Here is a 21522-nt window from a genome sequence, read left to right as displayed (position 1 = left end):
ACGCAGGTTTTCTGGCGCCTGTAATTTGCCGAAAGCCCCGGTTTTAAAGGGCTGGCTACCAGCCCAGGGTTTCTTTGAGGAAGGGAATAGTCAGCTTGCGTTGGGCTTGCAAGGAAGCCTGGTCGAGCTGTTCGAGCAAGTCGAACAATGCGCTCATGCTGCGTGTACCGCGAGTGAGAATAAAATGCCCGACTTCATCGGTCAGGTGCAACCCGCGGCGCGAAGCACGCAGTTGCAGGGCCCGCAGTTTGTCTTCGTCGGACAACGGGCGCATCTGGAAAATCAGCGCCAGGGTCAGCCGCGACTTCAAGTCCGCCAGCTTCACCGGCAGCTCACGTGGCGAGGTGGAGGCGGCAATCAACAAGCGCCGGCCGCTGTCACGCAAGCGGTTAAACAGATGGAACAGTGCCTCTTCCCAATCTGCCCGCCCCGCCACTGCCTGCAAATCGTCCAGGCAGACCAGTTCGTATTGTTCGAGGTTGTCGAGGATCTCGATACCGCGGTCCAGCAGCTCCGCCAGCGGCAGGTACACCGCCGGTTCACCCATCTGTTCGAAGCGCAGGCAAGCGGCCTGTAACAAGTGGGTACGCCCCACGCCGTGCTTGCCCCAGAGGTAGATCAAGCTTTCGGTCCACCCGGCGTCGGCTTCGCAGAGCCGCTCGACATAGCCGAGTGCAGCGGCATTGGCGCCTGGGTAGTAATTGATAAAGGTGGCGTCGTCACGCAGACGCACACCTAGGGGCAGCTGAATCGGTTTCATGCTGACTGAACGGTTCCAATCGAACCGTTAGTGACCTCTGTGTAAAGTTTGCAAAGTTTATACCCGTGACGCCGGGCGCACAATGCAGCAGACCACAAGCAAAATCAAAGGTTTGCGTTAACTTGTTGGATTTGGTGAGGAATGTTTGACGCAATGGCGAAACGCCAGAGCCGATAAATGACAAACCCGGCCTTGAGCCGGGTTTGTGATGCTGCGGTTATAACTCCGGTTCGTCGGTTCCGGCGTACATGTCCGAGTCCTTGTACAAGTCGTGCACATGGCGCACCAGCACCATGATCACCGCCGCCACCGGCAGCGCCAGCAGGATGCCGGTAAAGCCGAACAGCTCGCCGCCCGCCAGGATCGCAAAGATCACCGCCACCGGGTGCAGGCCGATCCGGTCGCCTACCAGCAGTGGCGTCAGCACCATGCCTTCCAGGGCCTGGCCGACCATGAACACCGCGACAATCCCGAGCATCGGGTACAGGTCGCCGTGGAACTGGAACAACCCGGCCACCAGCGCCGCACCGATACCAATCACGAAGCCCATATAAGGCACGATGGCTGCCAGGCCGGCGATCAGGCCGATCAACAGCCCCAGTTCCAGGCCGATCGCCATCAACCCCGCCGCGTAGATGATCCCCAGCGCCAGCATCACCAGCAACTGGCCACGGACGAAGGCGCCGAGCACCTCATGACACTCCTCGGCCAGGGAGACAATGCGCTCCTCACGGTCGCGCGGCAGCAGGCCGCGGATCTTGGCCATCATGATGTCCCAGTCCCGCAGCAGGTAGAACGCCACGACCGGGATCAGCACCAGGTTGGTCAGCCAGCCAATCAGCGCCAGGCTCGACGCCGTCGCCTGGCTCAGCACCACGCCGACAATGTCGGTGGTCTGGCCCATGTGCTCGCTGATGGCCGCCTTGACCTTGTCGAACTTCCAGAAGCCGTCTGCCAACCCCAGCTTGGCCTGCGCCCACGGCATGGCCGTGTGTTGCAGCCAGTCGAGCATCTGCGGCGCCAGCTCATAGAGCTTGAACAACTGCTTGGCCAACATCGGCACCAGCACCAGGACCAGCGCCGTGATGATCAAGGTGAACAACGCAAACACCGCCACCACGCCCCAGGTACGTGACAGGCCGATCTTTTCCAGGCGATCCACCACCGGATCGAACAGGTAGGCCAGCAGTAACGCGACCAGGAACGGCGTCAGGATCGAATGCAGCAGGAACACAAAAACGCACAGCAGGACAATCCCGCCAAGCCACACCCAACGACGCGTATCCGCCATAAACCACTCCCTCTGTTATTTGCTTCCTGCTTCTATATAAGAAGGAAGAACACTTACCAATGAAAACGTAGCTGCGGCGTCGGCTCGACCGGTGCCGGTTGCGCGCCTTCTACCACCGGCTGCGGAGCCGGAGCTTCACCTGCCGGGATTTCCTGCAACTTGGCCAGGCTCAACTGGGTGCGCAGCTGCTCGGCGCTGCCATTCACCCGATAAACGATGCGAGTGCCGTCCACGCGCACCGGCTGGGCACCGAACGGTTCCAGCAGATGGCCGAGGGCGGCGTAATGCTCGAGATTCATGCCCTGCACTTCCAGCAACTGATCACTGGTGGCAGCGCCGGCCTTGACCGCAAAGCGTGGTGCCAGGCGTTCGCTGACGGCCAGCAGCACGGCGTCGGCCAATGCGGCAGTATCAGTGCCGGTGGCGGTGCCCTGCTCGCTTTTATCCCCCAGCCACAGGCGCCATTTGGCCGACCATTGGCCGCCGTCTTCGCGAGCATGCACCGCCAGCAAGGCATCGGCACCATAACGCTCGGACGCGGCACGCAGCGGTGTGGCGTCAGGGCTTTCAAGATTCGGGGCGGTGGCGACGATCTGTTCGTCCAGGTCACCCAATGGCAGACGCAGCGGCAAACCACGGTGCTGGGCCGCGCGGCGCAGCGGCTGGGCGACAGCCTGGCCATCACCGACCAGGCTGCTGCCTTCCACGGAGTCGTTCAGCCACCAACCGAGGATCGATGGCCGATTGCTGCCCCACAGCGCCAGGCCCGCGCCACGCAACGCGCGGTCGGTGCTGACCGGGTCGAAATCCACCTGCAGGCTTTCCGGCGGGCCGGCGTCGTAGCCGTACTGACTGATGATTTGTTGCGGGTCTTTGCGGATCGCCGCCAGGCCCGGGCCATCGGCGGCCTTGGCGTCGCCGGTCAGGCGGATCACCAGGGTTTGCAGGGCACGCTGGGTCGCCTGGTCGCGCTCCTGGGGAGACTGGCTGCTGACCGGCTCCAGCACCTGATAGAGACCATTGAGGGTTTCGGCATGACTCGCCAGGCTGACCAACGACAAGCAGCCCACAAAAAAATATTTACTCAGACCCATGAAAGAAGATTCCCGAACGGCAAATAAGCGGTTGGAACAGACCGCGTGAACACTGTTGAGCAAGGCTGTGACCACAGCGACCGGCAAAACATTCACAGGGTCTCGGCAAGTTTTTGTACTGTCATAACGATAGCGAGTTAAAGGCTATACCTTAATAGGGCCTGTGACCGACTCGATTAGCGATTTTTTTAACAGCTATTGCCCCTGCCCGTCGGCCCGAGGATGGCCGCTGCCCCTCAAGCCTGATAAAATCGCGCGCCTTCGCAGACCGTCAATGGCAGGCCGTGCTGAAACTTCAGGTTTCGGTACACCCGCCGCATTCGGTCGTTACCCCTGAATCCCCCCTAAAGGCCTGGATCATGAGCAAGCAACCCTCCCTGAGCTACAAGGACGCCGGTGTAGACATCGACGCCGGTGAAGCATTGGTCGAACGCATCAAGAGCGTCGCCAAGCGCACTGCGCGCCCCGAAGTCATGGGCGGCCTGGGCGGTTTTGGCGCCCTCTGCGAGATCCCGGCCGGCTACAAGCAGCCTGTATTGGTCTCCGGCACCGACGGTGTGGGCACCAAGCTGCGCCTGGCACTGAACCTGAACAAGCACGACAGCATCGGCATCGACCTGGTTGCCATGTGCGTGAACGACCTGGTGGTGTGCGGCGCCGAGCCGCTGTTCTTCCTTGACTACTATGCCACCGGCAAGCTCAACGTCGAGACCGCTACCCAGGTGGTCACCGGCATTGGCGCTGGCTGCGAACTGTCCGGCTGCTCCCTGGTCGGCGGCGAAACCGCTGAAATGCCAGGCATGTACGAAGGCGAAGACTACGACCTGGCCGGTTTCTGCGTCGGCGTTGTCGAAAAATCCGAAATCATCGACGGTTCCAAGGTGGCTGCCGGTGACGCCCTGCTGGCCCTGCCATCGTCCGGCCCGCACTCCAACGGCTACTCGCTGATCCGCAAGATCATCGAAGTGTCCGGCGCCGACATCGAAACCATCCAGCTCGACGGCAAGCCCTTGACCGACCTGCTGATGGCCCCGACCCGCATTTACGTGAAGCCGTTGCTCAAGCTGATCAAGGACACCGGCGCGGTCAAGGCCATGGCCCACATCACCGGTGGCGGCCTGCTGGACAACATCCCGCGCGTACTGCCTAAAGGCGCCCAGGCGATTGTCGACGTGGCCAGCTGGCAGCGCCCGGCAGTCTTCGACTGGCTGCAAGAGAAAGGCAACGTCAACGAAACCGAGATGCACCGCGTGCTGAACTGCGGCGTGGGCATGGTCATCTGCGTGGCTCAAGAGCACGTTGAAAGCGCGCTGAACGTATTGCGTGAAGCCGGCGAACAGCCTTGGGTCATCGGCCAGATCGCTACCGCCCCTGAAGGCGCGGCTCAGGTTGAACTGAAGAACCTTAAGGCGCACTGATGCCTGCAACCTGTGATGTCGTGGTGCTGCTCTCCGGCACCGGCAGTAACTTGCAGGCCCTGATCGACAGCACGCGCGCCGGCGACAGCCCGGTGCGCATCGCTGCGGTGATTTCCAACCGCAGCGACGCCTACGGCCTGCAACGCGCCAGGGACGCAGGTATCGACACCCGCTCCCTGGATCACAAGGCCTTCGAAGGCCGCGAGGCCTTCGACAGCGCCTTGATCGAACTGATCGACGCCTTCAACCCCAAACTCGTGGTACTGGCCGGCTTCATGCGTATTCTCAGCGCTGACTTCGTGCGTCACTACAACGGGCGTCTGCTGAATATCCACCCGTCCCTGCTGCCAAAATACAAAGGGTTACACACCCACCAGCGTGCCCTGGAGGCCGGCGACACCGAGCACGGCTGCAGCGTGCACTTTGTCACCGAGGAACTCGATGGCGGGCCTCTGGTCGTACAGGCAGTAGTTCCGGTAGAGTCTGCGGACTCTGCGCAGACGCTTGCGCAACGGGTTCACACCCAGGAACACAGGATTTACCCGCTGGCTGTTCGCTGGTTCGCTGAGGGGCGGTTGATTCTTGGCGACCACGGTGCATTATTGGACGGTCAGTTACTTGCGGCCAGCGGCCACTTGATTCGAACCTAGGAGACTTTATGCGTCGCGCCCTGCTCTTCGCTTTTGCGCTGTTCGCCTTGCCTGCCGTGCAAGCGGCAGACCTTCACCCTTTCTCCGCCAGCTACACCGCCGACTGGAAACAGTTGCCCATGAGTGGTTCGGCAGAACGCAGCCTGACCAAGAATGACAACGGCAGCTGGACCTTGAATTTCAAGGCTTCCATGATGATCGCCAGCCTGACTGAAACCAGCGTGATCCGCTTCGACAAAGACGCCCTGCAACCGGTGAGCTACACCTTCGAACGCGGTGGCCTGGGCAAGACGAAGAAGATCAACCTCGACTTCGATCAGACGGCCAAGAAAGTCACCGGCTTTGAAAACAAGGACCCGGTCAACGTGGCCCTTCAAAGCGGCATGCTCGACAAGTCGACCTACCAGTTGGCATTGCAGCGCGATGTGGCAGCCGGCAAGAAAAGCATGAGCTACAACGTCGTCGAAGGCACTGATGTCGATACCTACGACTTCCGCGTGATCGGCCCGGAAAAGGTCCAGACCAAAGCCGGCTCCATCGATGCGATCAAGGTCGAGCGCGTGCGTGACCCGACTCAAAGCAAGCGCATTACCCAAATGTGGTTTGCCAAGGACTGGGGCGGCATCCTGGTTGCCCTGCGCCAGGTCGAGACTGACGGCAAGGAATACAACATCATGCTGCAAGACGGTACCGTTGACGGCAAGGCTGTCAAAGGCAGCTGATCCTCTGCGCAATGAAAGAGCCTCGCGTACGCGGGGCTTTTTTTCGCCTGTCGCCTGACGCCAACATGAAACTTTTGTCATAAAACTCAGCGCCCTGCGACGCAATGTCGCGGTTTCCGTGGGCTCGCGGGATTACTCCAGTTTCTGTAAAGGTGTGTTGCAATTCCTGGTTATTTACTTAGCAAGCTAACAAATCATATAACAAAGGCCTGCGACGCCTTGCCGCAGATCAACCAGAGATTGGAGCAAGCAGATGACTGTAAAAGTAACTGAACGCGACGATGAACATATGTCCCATGAAGCAGTAGCCCACGGGATTCACATCTGGGATGTACACCAGCAAGACCTGCTGGTCGGCATGTTTCACGACGAGACCGAAGCTCATAATTATAAAAACGAGCTCGAGACCCTTGAGATGAAACGCCAGGCGCAAAGCTCCTGAAACTCTGAAATCCTGTAGATAACCAGCCCCACGCAGCTGGAGTGTCTATAAACACAAACCCCGCCTTTTGAGCGGGGTTTGTGTTTTTTTGGGATTGGGATTGGGATTTTGGGGGCGCTTCGCGCCCCAGCGGGAGCAAGCTCCCTCGCCACAGCAAGCTCCCTCGCCACAATGTGTGTTTCTAACGCATTACCACATCAGGTCATCAGGGATCTGGTAGGCGGCGTACGGATCATCCTCATCCGGCACCTGGCTTTCGGTCAGGACGTTCATCTGGACGATGCGCTCTGGCGCCCGCTCCTGGATCTTCAGCGCGGCTTCGCGCGGGATCACCTCGTAACCGCCACCGTGATGCACGATCGCCAGGGAGCCGTTGCTCAGCTTGTTACGCATCAGCGTGTTGACCGACAGGCGCTTGACCTTCTTGTCATCCACGAAGTTGTAGTAGTCCTCGGTGGTCAGCTTGGGCAGGCGCGAGGTTTCGATCAATTGCTTGACCTGCGCAACGCGGGCCTTAGCCTCGGCTTTTTCCTGCTGCTGACGGTTCAGCTCCTGGTCGCGCTTGACCTTTTCGGCATGCGCCTGGATGGCCAGGCGCGCCTGGCTGTCGTCCGCTTCGGCCTGGCCTTTATGCACCAGGCGCTGCTGTTTCTGTTTCTCTTTGCCGACCTGCTTGGCCTGCTTTTGGTTGACCAGGCCTGCTTTGAGCAACTGGTCGCGAAGGGAAATGCTCATGGTGCTTACTCACTTGGGCAACGGCTCAGCCGCAGCTGGACAGATTCTTTTCCTGGCGTTTGGCTTCGCCCCACAGGGCGTCCAACTCTTCGAGGGTGCAATCTTCTATGGGACGGTGGGTCTCGCGCAATGCCTGTTCGATAAATCGGAAACGTCGTTCGAATTTAGCGTTGGCTAAACGCAAGGCCGCTTCTGGGTCGACCTGGAGGTGACGGGCCAGGTTGACCGCCGCAAACAGCAGGTCACCTACTTCATCGGCGATGGCTGCCGGGTCGTTATCGGCCATGGCTTCGAGCACTTCATCCAGCTCTTCGCGCACGTTATCCACCACGGGCAACGCGGCCGGCCAGTCGAAACCCACCTGCCCGGCACGCTTTTGCAATTTGGCGGCGCGGGAAAGCGCCGGCAAGGCCGTGGGCACATCATCCAGCAGGGATAACTGCTGTGGGACGTCGGACTTTTCCGCACGCTCCTCGGCCTTTATTTCTTCCCAACGCTGCTTGACCTGCTCTTCGCTCAGCTGCGGAATATCCAGCGGCGCGTACAAGTCTCCCGTGGGAAACACATGCGGGTGACGGCGAATCAACTTGCGGGTAATGCTGTCGATCACCCCGGCGAATTCGAAGCGCCCTTCTTCCCGCGCCAGCTGGCTGTAATACACCACCTGGAACAACAGGTCGCCCAGCTCACCTTGCAGGTGATCAAAATCCCCGCGCTCGATCGCATCGGCGACTTCGTAGGCTTCTTCCAGGGTGTGGGGGACGATGGTGGCGTAGGTTTGCTTGATGTCCCACGGGCAACCGTATTGCGGGTCGCGCAGGCGGTTCATCAGGTGCAGCAGGTCTTCAAGTGAATACATCAGTCTCTTTCCGCAGAAGTGGGAACGCTGAGGATCAAATGTGGGAGCGGGCTTGCTCGCGAAGGCGTCGTGTCAGTTGCCTGATATTTGACAGACACATCGCCTTCGCGAGCAAGCCCGCTCCCACATTTCAGTCCGCGCTCATCCAGCTACTCATGGCGTGCGATTACGCCGGGTCTCAATGATGTTCGGCAACTGGGAAATACGCCCCAGCAACCGACCCAACGCGTCCAGCCCCGGAATCTCGATGGTCAGGGACATCAGCGCCGTGTTGTCCTCTTTGTTCGAGCGGGTGTTGACCGCCAGCACGTTGATCCGCTCATTGAGCAGCACCTGCGACACATCACGCAGCAGCCCGGAACGGTCGTAGGCACGAATGATGATGTCCACCGGATAGGTCAACACCGGCACCGGGCCCCAACTGACCTGGATGATCCGCTCCGGCTCGCGCCCGCCCAGTTGCAACACCGAGGCACAGTCCTGGCGGTGAATGCTCACCCCGCGGCCCTGAGTGATGTAACCGACGATGGCGTCGCCCGGCAATGGCTGGCAGCAGCCGGCCATTTGCGTCATCAGGTTGCCGACGCCCTGGATCTGGATATCGCCGCGCTTGCCCGGCTTGTAGCCGGTGGCCTTGCGTGGAATCAGTTCCAGCTGCTCGCTGCCCCGCTCCGGCTCAACCAGTTGCTGGGCCAGGTTGACCAACTGCGCCAGGCGCAGATCGCCGGCACCGAGGGCGGCGAACATGTCTTCGGCGATCTTCATGTTGGCCTTTTCGGCCAGCTTGTCGAAGTCCACCTGCGGCAGGCCCAGGCGTGCCAATTCGCGCTCGAGCAAGGTCTTGCCGGCGGCGACGTTCTGGTCGCGCGCCTGCAATTTGAACCAATGGACGATCTTCGCCCGCGCCCTGGACGTGGTGATGTAGCCCAGGTTCGGGTTCAGCCAGTCGCGGCTCGGCGTACCGTGCTTGCTGGTAATGATCTCGACCTGTTCACCGGTCTGCAGGCTGTAGTTGAGCGGCACGATGCGCCCGTTGATCTTGGCGCCACGGCAGTTGTGGCCGATCTCGGTGTGCACCCGGTACGCAAAATCCAGCGGTGTGGCGCCCTTGGGCAGGTCGATCGCGTGGCCGTCGGGGGTGAAGATGTAGACCCGGTCAGGTTCGATATCTACCCGCAGCTGGTCGGCCAAACCGCCGATGTCGCCCAGCTCTTCGTGCCACTCCAGCACCTGGCGCAACCAGGAGATTTTCTCTTCGTACTGGTTCGACCCGGCCTTGACGTCGGTGCCCTTGTAGCGCCAGTGAGCGCATACGCCCAGCTCCGCCTCTTCGTGCATCGCGTGGGTGCGGATCTGTACTTCCAGTACCTTGCCCTCGGGGCCGATCACTGCCGTGTGCAACGAGCGGTAACCGTTTTCCTTGGGGTTGGCGATGTAGTCGTCGAATTCCTTGGGGATGTGCCGCCACAGCGTGTGCACGATACCCAGCGCGGTGTAGCAGTCGCGCATCTCCGGCACCAGCACGCGCACGGCGCGCACGTCGTAGATCTGGCTGAAGGCCAGGCCCTTGCGCTGCATTTTGCGCCAGATGGAATAGATGTGTTTGGCCCGGCCACTGATGTCGGCTTCAACCCCGGTGGCCTGCAATTCCGTGCGTAACTGGCTCATCACGTCGGCGATAAAGCGCTCACGGTCCAGCCGCCGCTCATGGAGCAGCGTGGCAATCTGTTTGTATTGATCGGGTTCGAGGTAACGGAAGGACAAGTCCTCCAGTTCCCACTTGATATGGCCGATGCCCAGGCGGTGGGCGAGCGGCGCGTAGATGTCGAACACCTCGCGGGCGACGCGGTTGCGCTTTTCGTCGTCGGCGGTTTTCACCGCCCGAATCGCGCAGGTACGCTCGGCCAGCTTGATCAAGGCGACGCGCACGTCGTCGACCATCGCCACCAGCATCTTGCGCAGATTTTCCACCTGGCCCTGGGTGCCCAGCACCATCGACTGGCGCGGGCTGAGGCTGGCACTGATCGCCGCCATGCGCAGCACGCCGTCGATCAGCTTGGCCACCACGGTGCCGAAACGCTGGCTGATGGTGGGCAGCTGAATGTGCCCTTCGCGCACGCCGCGATACAGCACCGCCGCGATCAGCGAATCCTGATCGAGCTTGAGATCGGCGAGGATCTCGGCGATTTCCAACCCGGTGCGAAAGCTTGAAGTGCCTTCGGCCCACAGGTTCTTCGCCGCATTGTCTTGCTGTTCAGACTCACGAGCGAACTCGCAGGCTGCTTTCAAGGCTTCACGGTCCAGTGCCGGGTCGACACTGATGGCATGATCCAGCCATGCCTCGAGATTGATACTGCCGTCGGTGTTGATCGGCTGGTGTGCTCTCACCTGTACCATCTTGCTTACCTTCCCTACGACGCACCTTTTAGTGCGTCAAAATCATCGCTGACCTGCTTTACAAAAAAAGCTTGTGCACGCTCCCTGGCAGGTCACAGGCCCAGGAGATGCAGGCCAGTCGGATTAAACGGGCATCCTAGCCCGCTTCAAATAACGCCATGGCCTCGACATGGGCCGTCTGGGGAAACATGTCGAGGATCCCGGCACGTTTTAGCCGGTAGCCTTGCTTGACCAACTCGACCGTGTCCCGCGCCAGCGTTGCCGGATTGCAGGACACATACACCAGGCGATCAGCCCCCAGGGTAGCGAGCTTGCGCACAACCTCCAGGGCACCATCGCGGGGTGGGTCCAAGAGTACCGCAGAAAAGCCCTGTTTGGCCCATTCCGCGTCGGTCAAAGGCTGGGACAAATCGGCCTGAAAAAACTGAACATTATGCAAATTATTGCTGACGGCATTCTGTGCCGCCCGGTCCACCATGGCCTGCACCCCTTCCACCGCCACCACTTCCCGCACTTGGCGGGCCAGCGGCAAGGCGAAGTTGCCCAAGCCACAAAACAAATCCAGCACCCGCTCGTCGGGCTTCGGCGCCAGCCAATCCAGCGCCTGGGCGACCATCGCCTGGTTGACCCCGGCGTTGACCTGCACAAAGTCTCCCGGGCGGTACGCCAACTGCAAATCCCACGGTTCCAGACGATAGCCCAAGGCCTGGTCTGGTTCGACCGGTTGCGGCTGGCCCTCGCCATGCAGCCACAGTTGGGCTTCATGGAACGTGCAAAATTCCTGCAGGATCGTCAGGTCCGCTTCGGACAAGGGCGCCATGTGTCGCAACAACACGGCAATCGACGAACCACTGAATAATTCCACATGCCCCAATGCCTGAGGCTTGCTCAAGCGCCGCAGCATGTTGGGCAAACGCTGCATGATCGGTTGCAAGGCCTGTACCAGCACCGGGCAATCGTCGATGGCGACGATGTCCTGGCTGGCCACGGCACGAAAGCCGACTTCAAGTTTCTTCGCCTTGGCATCCCAGCGCACGGCCACGCGGGCGCGGCGACGATAGCCGAATTCCGGCCCACTCAAAGGCGCGGCCCACTCCTGGGGTTCGACACCGGCCACACGGGATAATTGCTCGGCGAGCATGCGCTGTTTCAGGGCGAGTTGTTCGTCATGGGGCAAGTGTTGCAGGCTGCAACCGCCACAGCGGCCGGCGTGGACACAGGGTGCCGGACGGCGCAGTTCGCTGGCGGTAAATACGCGCTCGGTGCGCGCCTCGACCACTTTGCCGTGGGCGCCCAACACCCGCGCTTCCACCTCTTCACCGGCCAGCGCACCCACGACAAACCAGGTGCGGCCTTCAAAGAACACAATGCCACGGCCGTCGTTGGCCAGGCGCTCGATGGTCAGGCGCTGCTTCTTGCCTACGGGAATCTGTGGGGCCCGGCTGCCGCCCGTCGGTTGGAAGCGCAGGCCTCTCTCGTGCTTGGCCATCAGTTGGGCGCGTCGAAAATGCCGGTCGACAGGTAACGGTCGCCACGGTCACAGATGATCGCGACGATCACCGCGTTTTCCAACTCCTGGGACAAGCGCAACATCCCGGCCACGGCGCCACCGGACGACACGCCGCAGAAGATGCCTTCTTCACGGGCCAGGCGGCGGGTGGTGTCTTCGGCCTCACGCTGGGCCATGTCGATGATGCGATCGACGCGAGCCGCGTTGTAGATCTTCGGCAAGTACTCTTCGGGCCAACGACGGATCCCCGGGATCGCTGCGCCTTCCATCGGTTGCAGGCCGACGATCTGGATCTCGGGATTCTGCTCCTTGAGGTAGCGCGAGTTGCCCATGATAGTGCCGGTGGTGCCCATCGAACTCACGAAGTGAGTGATGGTGCCCTGGGTCTGGCGCCAGATTTCCGGGCCAGTGGTGGTGTAGTGCGCCTCGGGGTTGTCGCCGTTGGCGAACTGGTCCAGCACTAGGCCACGGCCTTCGGCAGCCATACGCTCGGCGAGGTCGCGGGCGCCTTCCATGCCTTCTTCCTGGGTGACCAGGATCAACTCGGCGCCGTAGGCGGTCATCGCCGCCTTGCGCTCGGCGCTGCCGTTGTCGGGCATGATCAGGACCATCTTGTAGCCCTTGATCGCCGCGGCCATGGCCAGGGCAATCCCGGTGTTACCGGAGGTGGCTTCGATCAGGGTGTCGCCGGGCTTGATCCGCCCACGCAACTCGGCGCGGGTGATCATCGACAACGCCGGGCGGTCCTTGACCGAGCCGGCCGGGTTGTTCCCTTCGAGCTTGAGCAACAAGGTATTGCTGGTGTTGCCCGGCAGGCGCTGCAAGCGGACCAGCGGGGTGTTGCCGACGCAATCGGCGATGGTGGGGTACTGCAAGGTCATGGCGTATTCGCAATCCAGACTGCGGGGGCGACTATCATACCGGGAAAGGCTGGCGGGCCATATCACGCAAAGTGTGGTGCTTATCGCTTAATGGAATAACTCAGGCGGGGCCGTGGTTTCTCTGGAACACTTCATCGCCCATCGCGGCAATCTGTCCTTCGATCAATGCCTCGAACGGTTTCAGCAGCGGCTCAAATGAGGTGGGCGCTTCAAGCACCTGCAACGCCTGCACGATGGCCTCCACCGTCGACAACGCCCCGGGCCCCGGTGCCTTGCGCAGCCGATAACGGGACACGGCGCCTTCCGCCAGCGTCACCCGAGGCAGCGCCGCCAATAAAGGATTGAGGTGCAGCAACTTGCGCGCCTTGCGCCAGGTACCGTCCGGCACCACCAACAGCAACGGTTCGTCGGATGGCGTATAGGCCTGCAAGGGTTGGGCATTTTCGTCCGGAAACAACAGACGCGCCTGATAACCCGGCGGATTCAACAACGCCTGCAAATCCTCAAACACCTCCCCCACCACCAACTGCGCATTCACCAAGCCCAGCGCCGCCAACCGCGCGGTATTCAAGGCGTGATTGACCTCACTCGGATGCTGCAACAGCAACACCCGGGTTCGGCTATCCAGCCGGGGAATCAGCGCGCACAGGCAGTGAGTGGTGGGCCGCAGGCAGCGGGAGCATTGGGGTCTGGACATGGGTTTTCAGGCCTGGTTGAGCTGGGCTTTGAGTAAATCGCGGAAGGTCTGGATCAGGGGTTCGCGGCTGCGGCCCCGGCGCATGATCATCGAGAACGGCGCCTGGTAACCAAAGGTTGCCGGCAGCAGTACCCGCAAATCCCCTTTGTCGGCCCAGGCCTGGGCGTAGTGCTCCGGGAGGTAGCCGATGTAGGCGCCGGACAGCACCAGGATCAATTGCGCCTCCATACTTTCCACCGTGGCGGCGCTGTGCTTGAAGCCGTGACGCGCCAGTTCGGCCTGGCTCCAGTAACCACGACCGACCATGCGTTGCTGGGTGATGACTTGTTCGGGAATGCGCCGCTCGTTGAACAATGGGTGACGGGTGCTGCAATACAGCCAGTGCTGTTCGCGGTACAGCGGCATATAGATCAGCCCGCTCATCCGGTTGGAAAACGCACCGATGGCCAGGTCCAGGCGATTGTCCTGGACGCCGAGTTGCAACTCGTAAGGACTCATCACCGACAGGTGCAAATGCACCGCAGGGTGTTCCTGACTGTAGGCGCCGATCACTTCGGCAAACGGCAAGGCCTTGTCGCTGACGGTGGAGTCGAGTACGCCGAGTTTCAGGGTGCCGCGCAGTTCGCCTTTGAGCGCGGCGGCGTATTGCTCGAAGCCTTCCAGCTCGCCCAGCAGGCGCAGGGTTTCCTGATGGAACAACTCGCCCTTGCTGGTGAGGCTGAACCCGCCCCGCCCGCGATGGCACAGCACCAGGCCCAACGCGGCTTCCAGCTGGCTCATGTAAGTGCTGATGGCCGAGGTCGACAGGTTGAGTTCGTGCTGGGCATTGGCGAAACCCTGGTGCCGCACGACGCTGACGAAGATGCGCAGGAGTTTCAGGTCGGGCAAGGCGTTGGCCATGGGCTCTCCAGAGGCAAACATAAAACCTGTGGGAGCGGGCTTGCTCGCGAATGCGGTGGATCAATCGAACCCTCCGTGACTGACACACCGTATTCGCGAGCAAGCCCGCTCCCACATTTGAACCGAGTTTACCTCAGGCATTAGTTTAGAAAAATCTGAACTAAGTATTTGCCCCTGCCGATTCTTCCCTTCCCATGCATTTCGCAGAATCGGCTTCTAATAAACAAAACGATGAGGCAATCCCGTGGACAAGATTTTCCACCAACCACTGGGCGGCAACGAAATGCCGCGCTTCGCCGGCATCGCCACCATGATGCGTCTTCCCCATCTGCAATCGGCCAAGGGCCTGGATGCCGCCTTCGTCGGCGTGCCCCTGGACATCGGCACCTCCCTGCGTGCCGGCACCCGTTTCGGGCCGCGGGAAATTCGCGCCGAATCGGTGATGATCCGCCCTTACAACATGGCCACCGGCGCCGCGCCGTTTGACTCGCTGTCGGTTGCCGACATCGGCGACGTGGCGATCAACACCTTCAACCTGCTGGACGCCGTACGCATCATCGAAGAAGCCTACGACGAGATCCTCGAACACAATGTGATCCCGATGACCCTGGGTGGCGACCACACCATCACCCTGCCGATCCTGCGGGCGATCCACAAGAAACACGGCAAGGTCGGGCTGGTGCACATCGATGCCCACGCTGACGTCAACGACCACATGTTCGGCGAGAAAATCGCCCACGGCACCACCTTCCGCCGCGCGGTGGAAGAAGGCTTGCTGGATTGCGACCGCGTGGTGCAAATCGGCCTGCGCGCCCAGGGCTACACCGCCGAAGACTTCAACTGGAGCCGCAAACAGGGCTTCCGTGTGGTCCAGGCCGAAGAATGCTGGCATCACTCACTGGCGCCTCTGATGGCTGAAGTGCGCGAGAAAGTCGGCGGTGGCCCGGTGTACCTGAGCTTCGATATCGACGGCATCGACCCAGCCTGGGCGCCCGGCACCGGCACCCCGGAAATCGGTGGCTTGACCACGATCCAGGCGATTGAAATCATCCGCGGCTGCCAAGGCCTTGATCTGATTGGTTGCGACCTGGTAGAAGTTTCGCCGCCGTACGACACCACCGGCAACACCTCGCTGCTGGGCGCCAACCTGCTGTACGAAATGCTCTGCGTATTGCCGGGCGTGGCGCACCGCTGATGAGCGCCCAGGCCGAGGTATTAAAAGCCGCGGCCGACCTGGTGTCGGCCTTCGCCCGCAATGATCGCGATGCCTACTTCGGTGCGTTCAGTGCCGACGCCAGCTTCGTGTTCTACACCCTCCCCCAGCCGCTGCTGAGTCGCGATGCCTACCAGGTGTTGTGGGACAGCTGGCGCCGGGACGAGGGATTTGAGGTGCTTTCCTGCACCTCAAGCAACGCTTTCGTCAGCCTGCACGGTGACGTCGCGGTATTTGTGCATGACGTGGCCACCGAGCTGCGCATGAACGGGGAGCAATTCTTTAGCCAGGAACGCGAGACCATTGTCTTCAAGCGGCAAGGGGTTCGCACACAACAAAAAGAAGGCCTGTGGCTGGCCTGTCACGAACATTTGTCCGCTATGCCGGAAGGGCTGCCGCCCCATTAGCCAATGTGATCGGAGCAGATCATGAATAATAAAAACAACGAAAACAGTATTCGCAACATAGAAACCAACGGCGTCGAACAGATCCCGGACCACGAACGTACCGCCGGGCCGAAGGATTTGTTTCGCCTGATTTTCGGCGGTGCCAACACCTTCGCCACCGCCGTGCTGGGGAGCTTTCCGGTGCTGTTTGGCTTGTCGTTCCAGGCCGGCGTCTGGGCGATTGTGCTGGGCGTGCTGGTGGGTGCGGTGATCCTCGCCCCCATGGGTCTGTTCGGTCCGATCAATGGCACCAACAACGCCGTGTCTTCCGGTGCGCACTTTGGTGTGCACGGGCGGATTGTCGGCTCGTTCCTGTCGCTGCTGACCGCTATTGCGTTCTTCTCACTGTCGGTGTGGAGTTCAGGCGATGCGCTGGTGGGCGGTGCGAAACGTCTGGTGGGCTTGCCGGAAACCGACCTGACCCTGGGCCTGGCCTACGGCGTCTTCGCCATTCTCGTGCTGACGGTGTGCATCTACGGCTTTCGCTTCATGCTGTGGGTCAACCGCATCGCAGTGTGGGCGGCGAGCCTGCTGTTCCTGCTGGGGATCTTCGCCTTCGCGCCGGCCTTCGACAGCCACTTCGCCGGCACCGTTGCCCTCGGCCAGACCGGCTTCTGGGCGGCGTTTATCGGTGCAGCACTGGTGGCCATGAGCAACCCGATTTCCTTCGGCGCGTTCCTCGGTGACTGGTCGCGCTACATCCCGCGGGAAACCTCGAAGATGCGGATCATGCTGGCGGTGGTGTTTGCGCAGATCGCCACGTTGATCCCGTTCCTGTTCGGCCTGGCCACCGCGACCATCGTGGCAGTCAAGGCACCGGACTATATCGCGGCCAACAACTATGTCGGCGGCCTGCTGGCGGTGGCACCGAGCTGGTTCTTCCTGCCGGTGTGCCTGATCGCGGTCATCGGCGGCATGTCCACCGGCACCACCTCGCTGTATGGCACCGGCCTGGACATGTCCAGCGTATTCCCGCGCCTGCTGTCCCGGGTCAAGGCGACGCTGCTGATCGGGGTGATGTCGATTGCCTTCATCTTTATCGGACGTTTCGCCGCCAACCTGGTGCAGAGCGTGTCGACCTTCGCCGTGCTGATCATCACCTGCACCACGCCGTGGATGGTGATGATGATCATCGGCCTGATCGTGCGCCGGGGTTACTACTGCCCGGATGACCTGCAAGTGTTCACTCGCGGCGAAACCGGCGGGCGCTACTGGTTCAGCCATGGCTGGAACTGGCGCGGCCTGGGGGCCTGGATCCCGAGTGCGCTGGTGGGCCTGTGCTTCGTCAACCTGCCGGGGCAGTTTGTCGGGCCGCTGGGCAACCTCGCCGACGGCATCGACATCAGCTTGCCGGTGACCCTGGGCCTGGCCTCGCTGGTGTACCTGACACTGCTTCGCGTGTTCCCTGAACCGGCTGCCGTCTACGGGCCGACTGTGGCGAGGGAGCCTGCTCCCGTTCGACTGCGCAGCAGTCGCGAGGCTGCCTGATGAATTGCGTGGAATGGATTGGGGCTGCAATGCAGCCCAGCGGGAGCACGCTCCCTCGCCACACAGCCCCCTTTAGCCCCACATAAAAAAGATAATCGGAGACTCGCCGTCATGGCCTTAGATCTATTCGTCGTCCTCATCTACGCCGCCGGCATGCTGGTGCTCGGCTACTATGGCATGCGCCGCGCCAAGACCCATGAAGACTACCTGGTGGCCGGCCGCAACCTCGGCCCGACGCTGTACATGGGCACCATGGCTGCCACGGTGCTGGGCGGTGCGTCCACCGTCGGCACCGTGCGCCTGGGCTATGTACATGGTATTTCCGGCTTCTGGCTGTGCGCCGCGCTGGGCGCGGGGATCATTGCGCTGAACCTGTTCCTGGCCAAGCCGCTGCTGAAACTGAAAATCTTCACCGTGACCCAGGTCCTGGAGAAACGCTACAACCCCATGGCCCGCCAGGCCAGTGCGGTGATCATGCTGGCCTACGCGCTGATGATCGGCGTGACCTCGATCCTGGCCATCGGCACCGTGCTGCAAGTGTTGTTCGACCTGCCCTTCTGGATGTCGGTATTGGTAGGCGGTGGCGTGGTGGTGGTGTACTCGACCATTGGCGGCATGTGGTCGCTGACCCTGACCGACATCGTGCAGTTCGTGATCAAGACGGTCGGCCTGATGTTTATCCTGCTGCCAATCTGCCTGTACCGCGTCGGCGGTTGGGATGAATTGGTGGCCAAGCTGCCCGCGTCGAATTTCAGCTTCACTGAAATCGGCTGGGACACCATCATCACCTACTTCATGATCTACTTCTTCGGCATCCTGATCGGCCAGGACATCTGGCAACGGGTGTTCACCGCCCGTGACGAAAAGGTCGCCCAGTACGCAGGCACCTTCGCCGGTTTCTACTGCATCCTCTACGGCCTGGCCTGTGCGCTGATCGGCATGGCCGCCCACGTACTGATCCCGGACCTGGACAACGTCAACAATGCGTTCGCCGCCATCGTCAAAGTCTCGCTGCCCGACGGTATCCGCGGCCTGGTGATCGCCGCTGCACTGGCTGCGATGATGTCCACCGCCAGCGCCGGCTTGCTCGCCGCTTCCACCGTATTGACCGAAGACCTGCTGCCGCGCCTGCGTGGTGGCAAGCAGTCGAGCTTGAAGATCAACCGTCTGTTTACCTTGCTGACCGGTATCGCTGTGTTGGGTATCGCGCTGGTGGTGAGTGATGTGATCAGCGCACTGACCCTGGCGTACAACCTGTTGGTGGGCGGCATGTTGATCCCGCTGATCGGGGCGATTTTCTGGAAGCGTGCGACGACTTCCGGGGCGATCACCTCCATGACCCTGGGTTTTGTGACCGCGTTGATGTTCATGATCAAGGATGGTTTGGACGCCAATACACCGATCTACTACAGCCTGGGCGTGGGCCTGGTGAGTTTTGTGCTGGTGAGTTTGCTGTCCCGTCGTCCGGAGGCTGTTGCGGCTCGGGCGATCTGAAAAAACAGTTGAAAGAAGCTTTCTTCAGCGGGTGCGACGTCGGATGTCGCACCCGTTTTTTTTATTCCCACACTGCCGAAACCCCCGGCGCTCTGGCCTGGATGACTTCCTGGACCAAAGAAGCCCATACCAATCCCTGCGTGGTGCCCCCGGCATAAGTTGCCCCCGCGACAATGCGGTTGTAGGCGGACCAATGCACGATTGAAAGTCCATCTGCGGTGCCGGGCCTGGCACATTCTATTTGTTGCAAGTCGCCACGTTCGATCGCACGGCTGCAGGACTTTGGAAAGTGTCGAGAAACGGCAGCCAGGCACGCCGCCCGTATCTGTTCCTTGTACTGCGGCGTCGAATCGGGCGGCACCTGCCCGGCGGAGACAAGGATGCAGTTCCCGTCCAGGCGGCAATTCATGACGCCGATTGGCAGGTCGTACTGCAGCTTGAGTCCGCGCATGTCGACACCTTCATCATCAACGGCGCGCAGCTTGAAAAACCAGCCAATGATCGGGATGACCTCTGGCTCGTCCACCCCCATGGCCGTGACGACAAAGTGCTCTCTACTCAGATCGGCAATTTGGACCGGACTCAGGTGCCGTGGCAGGAACTCAACCCCTGAGCGCTGCAAAAGCGTCACCATCTCATCCATTAAATGGATAAATTCCAGATCGTAGCCCGACACCTCAATCGCCCGCCCGACCTCGGGAACTCCATACATTGCCTGGAATTGCAGCTGACTGATCTCTGCAAGCTCTCGCCCCGGCTTGCCACTCGGCCAAGGCCTGTTTTCAATATCCCATTGCTCGCGGATCGCGGCCTCCGTGCCACTGGAGTCGTCCACATAGGCTCGTACAATTCGCGATCGTGCAAATCGTGCCAGCGATGGGTTGTCGGCCAGGAATTTTTCAAACAGCTCGATGCCTGCGCGATTGCACTCAATGGCCAGGTACTGATTTGCGGGAGTCAGGTAATCGTTAGGCAGCGGTTTTGCAGTCGTCTCCGTTGCTGACAGATGACGCATGTTCACCTGCTTGTGACTGGCACCATCGCGCTGCTGATTTCCTCCGTAAACCGTGACCTGATAATTTGCCAGGCGGAACATCACGGCTTGGAGCAGCCCGTTGATACCTCTGCCGATGATCGACACACGCGGCGCACCGGCATCGGCTTGCCGAGAGGGGATCGCCAATGAGTGTGCGAGTTTGCGCCGGACAAGGCCGCGCAAGGCCATCAAGCTCAGTTGCACCGAGACCGCATAGTCGAGGTCGCAATGGCAGGCTTCGGTGGTGGCCGCCTGTGTGGTCAGCGTCGCCGGCTTGTACCACGTGGAGACACTGCAGCCGAGCGCTTGTGTGCGCACCCGAAACGCATCCAGTGTCTTGGGGCCGTAGTCCAATATGAGCTGGATGTCTTCGGAGATTGCCAGGGTCTGCAACGCATCGTCGCTAAAGACATCCGGCTTGGCGACACAGACAAGGCGAGCCTTTCTGTGCAGGCACTGAATGAGGGTCCGATCAATGCGATAAATGGATTCATCATTCAGGGATAAGCATAGGGCGACTGCATTGGCCCCCTCGAGCGCCTCAAGCCAGTCGTCAACCAATGAAACCCTACAATCGGAAGAGGCTTTCCCGAAACTGTCCGGCACTCGATCGCGTCGACCCAACACCTTAATCCGAACATCCGGATCTCGAGCAAGCAACAACTTAACAAGCTCTTTCCCTACATTGCCGTATCCCAGTACACAGATGTCATGGGGCAAGGAGCCATCGGCCAGCGTCAGCCAGTGCGCAATATAGGCAGCAACATGCGGCGAATTGACCCCTGGCGTGTTAATCACTCGAACATTGTTGCGCTCGCACAGATCCAATCGGATCTTATCCAGACTTGTACCTCTGCGGACCAAACAGAGTTCGCCAAATGGGTGGGATATACGCCATTGGTTGATGACGTCGGCATCAATAACCTGGTCTGCGACAATGATCGTTGATGGGCGCAGCAGTGCAATCTGTATAAGCAGAGCCTGCTTGGTTAACGTCGGCGGGAAAAACACCACGTTGCTGGGTGCATCAGCTTTCCAGCCACGCGATGCAGGGGCGATATGCAAGATGTTTTCGGTGGTGGCAATAAGTGACGCGGCGACTGGCGGAACGGAAGAGAACATCATGGTTTTGTCTCCAACAGTTCTGACTGGCTCATACTCCGGAGAGCGCAACTCAATGAAGTTGGGGGCTTGTAAGAACTGCAAACGATACAAATCTTTTCGTGATGAAACTCAACCTACGCCTATCCTAATAATCAAATAAGCCCGTCGACTCTGACAAACAGGTAGTCCAATTCCGATACTTAATGGCAAAACTCGACTGACGCGCACACGTCCGGACTACCAATCGGTATTACCGTGGCATTGTTAAATTAAATATTTGAAGGATTATTCCGAAAGCAGGTGTCTTGAGAAAATCACCAAACCCCGGAAATGAAAACGTCCGGCCAAAGCCAGACGAAGAATTGAAGTACACAGCAACGGGTCA

The 21522-nt window shown here is 60.5% G+C and carries 19 protein-coding genes; 8 read left to right on the top strand and 11 right to left on the bottom strand.

Annotated elements, in window-relative coordinates; all coding sequences use genetic code 11:
- Positions 1-55: 55 nt before the first annotated feature.
- The 3 genes from hda to A462_RS06135 all read right to left on the bottom strand — a co-directional run bounded on the left by hda (position 56) and on the right by A462_RS06135 (position 3145).
- On the bottom strand, positions 56-760 hold the full coding sequence (gene hda / locus A462_RS06125; protein WP_003210747.1) for a DnaA regulatory inactivator Hda: 705 nt from the start codon (positions 758-760) through the stop codon (positions 56-58).
- A gap of 217 nt (positions 761-977) precedes the next feature.
- The gene (locus tag A462_RS06130) at positions 978-2051 is read right to left on the bottom strand and encodes an AI-2E family transporter (protein WP_003210746.1); all 1074 of its coding nucleotides are present in this window, start codon (positions 2049-2051) and stop codon (positions 978-980) included.
- 53 nt (positions 2052-2104) lie between these two features.
- Positions 2105-3145: a DUF2066 domain-containing protein gene (locus A462_RS06135; protein ID WP_003210745.1), complete on the bottom strand. Its 1041-nt coding sequence runs from the start codon at positions 3143-3145 to the stop codon at positions 2105-2107.
- 359 nt (positions 3146-3504) lie between these two features.
- On the opposite strand from A462_RS06135, the gene purM reads away from it, so the two are divergent.
- From purM to A462_RS06155, 4 genes are all read left to right on the top strand, one after another.
- Positions 3505-4563, top strand: a complete 1059-nt coding sequence (purM, locus tag A462_RS06140; RefSeq protein WP_008438191.1) for a phosphoribosylformylglycinamidine cyclo-ligase — start codon at positions 3505-3507, stop codon at positions 4561-4563.
- Positions 4563-5213 (top strand): phosphoribosylglycinamide formyltransferase, encoded by a 651-nt coding sequence (gene purN, locus A462_RS06145; protein ID WP_008438189.1) that lies wholly within the window; start codon positions 4563-4565, stop codon positions 5211-5213. Before purM ends, purN begins: the two co-directional genes overlap by 1 nt.
- An 8-nt stretch (positions 5214-5221) precedes the next feature.
- On the top strand, positions 5222-5935 hold the full coding sequence (locus tag A462_RS06150; protein ID WP_003210742.1) for a DUF3108 domain-containing protein: 714 nt from the start codon (positions 5222-5224) through the stop codon (positions 5933-5935).
- Between the two features lie 253 nt (positions 5936-6188).
- Complete coding sequence (locus A462_RS06155; RefSeq protein ID WP_008438187.1) at positions 6189-6377, top strand: hypothetical protein; 189 nt, start codon at positions 6189-6191, stop codon at positions 6375-6377.
- Between the two features lie 189 nt (positions 6378-6566).
- Here the strand turns inward: A462_RS06155 and A462_RS06160 are convergent, their stop codons facing one another.
- The 7 genes from A462_RS06160 to A462_RS06190 all read right to left on the bottom strand — a co-directional run bounded on the left by A462_RS06160 (position 6567) and on the right by A462_RS06190 (position 14356).
- Positions 6567-7112 (bottom strand): DUF2058 domain-containing protein, encoded by a 546-nt coding sequence (locus tag A462_RS06160; RefSeq protein ID WP_003210740.1) that lies wholly within the window; start codon positions 7110-7112, stop codon positions 6567-6569.
- Between the two features lie 25 nt (positions 7113-7137).
- The gene (gene mazG, locus A462_RS06165; protein ID WP_008438185.1) at positions 7138-7971 is read right to left on the bottom strand and encodes a nucleoside triphosphate pyrophosphohydrolase; all 834 of its coding nucleotides are present in this window, start codon (positions 7969-7971) and stop codon (positions 7138-7140) included.
- Positions 7972-8124: 153 nt separating this feature from the next.
- Entirely contained in the window at positions 8125-10368 is a 2244-nt protein-coding gene (gene relA / locus A462_RS06170) for a GTP diphosphokinase (RefSeq protein WP_008438176.1), read from the bottom strand.
- A gap of 136 nt (positions 10369-10504) precedes the next feature.
- Positions 10505-11857 carry a 23S rRNA (uracil(1939)-C(5))-methyltransferase RlmD gene (gene rlmD / locus A462_RS06175; protein ID WP_008438175.1) on the bottom strand — a complete coding sequence of 451 codons (1353 nt, stop codon included), beginning with the start codon at positions 11855-11857 and terminating at the stop codon, positions 10505-10507.
- A complete protein-coding gene (gene cysM, locus A462_RS06180) occupies positions 11857-12759 on the bottom strand; it encodes a cysteine synthase CysM (RefSeq protein ID WP_032899727.1) in 903 nt (300 codons plus the stop codon). The genes rlmD and cysM overlap by 1 nt, the downstream gene beginning before the upstream one ends.
- Positions 12760-12859: 100 nt before the next feature.
- Positions 12860-13456, bottom strand: a complete 597-nt coding sequence (locus tag A462_RS06185; RefSeq protein WP_003210735.1) for a tRNA-uridine aminocarboxypropyltransferase — start codon at positions 13454-13456, stop codon at positions 12860-12862.
- Positions 13457-13462: 6 nt separating this feature from the next.
- Entirely contained in the window at positions 13463-14356 is an 894-nt protein-coding gene (locus tag A462_RS06190; protein WP_003210734.1) for a LysR family transcriptional regulator, read from the bottom strand.
- Positions 14357-14600: 244 nt separating this feature from the next.
- Here A462_RS06190 and speB point away from each other — a divergent pair, with 244 nt between their 5' ends.
- From speB to A462_RS06210, 4 genes are all read left to right on the top strand, one after another.
- A complete protein-coding gene (gene speB, locus A462_RS06195; protein ID WP_003210733.1) occupies positions 14601-15551 on the top strand; it encodes an agmatinase in 951 nt (316 codons plus the stop codon).
- A complete protein-coding gene (locus A462_RS06200) occupies positions 15551-15976 on the top strand; it encodes a YybH family protein (protein ID WP_008438173.1) in 426 nt (141 codons plus the stop codon). Before speB ends, A462_RS06200 begins: the two co-directional genes overlap by 1 nt.
- 21 nt (positions 15977-15997) lie before the next feature.
- On the top strand, positions 15998-17503 hold the full coding sequence (locus A462_RS06205; RefSeq protein ID WP_003210731.1) for a purine-cytosine permease family protein: 1506 nt from the start codon (positions 15998-16000) through the stop codon (positions 17501-17503).
- Between the two features lie 111 nt (positions 17504-17614).
- Positions 17615-18997 carry a sodium:solute symporter gene (locus A462_RS06210; RefSeq protein WP_008438170.1) on the top strand — a complete coding sequence of 461 codons (1383 nt, stop codon included), beginning with the start codon at positions 17615-17617 and terminating at the stop codon, positions 18995-18997.
- A 61-nt stretch (positions 18998-19058) separates the two neighbouring features.
- Here the strand turns inward: A462_RS06210 and A462_RS06215 are convergent, their stop codons facing one another.
- Positions 19059-21158, bottom strand: coding sequence for an FAD-dependent oxidoreductase (locus tag A462_RS06215; RefSeq protein ID WP_032899742.1), 2100 nt, complete (start codon positions 21156-21158; stop codon positions 19059-19061).
- Positions 21159-21522: the final 364 nt, after the last annotated feature.

It is taken from the genome of Pseudomonas sp. Ag1 (genome assembly GCF_000278565.1).
GTDB lineage: Bacteria > Pseudomonadota > Gammaproteobacteria > Pseudomonadales > Pseudomonadaceae > Aquipseudomonas.
The sequence above is the reverse complement of the archived record's forward strand: the minus strand, read 5'-3'. Positions and strand labels throughout refer to the sequence as shown.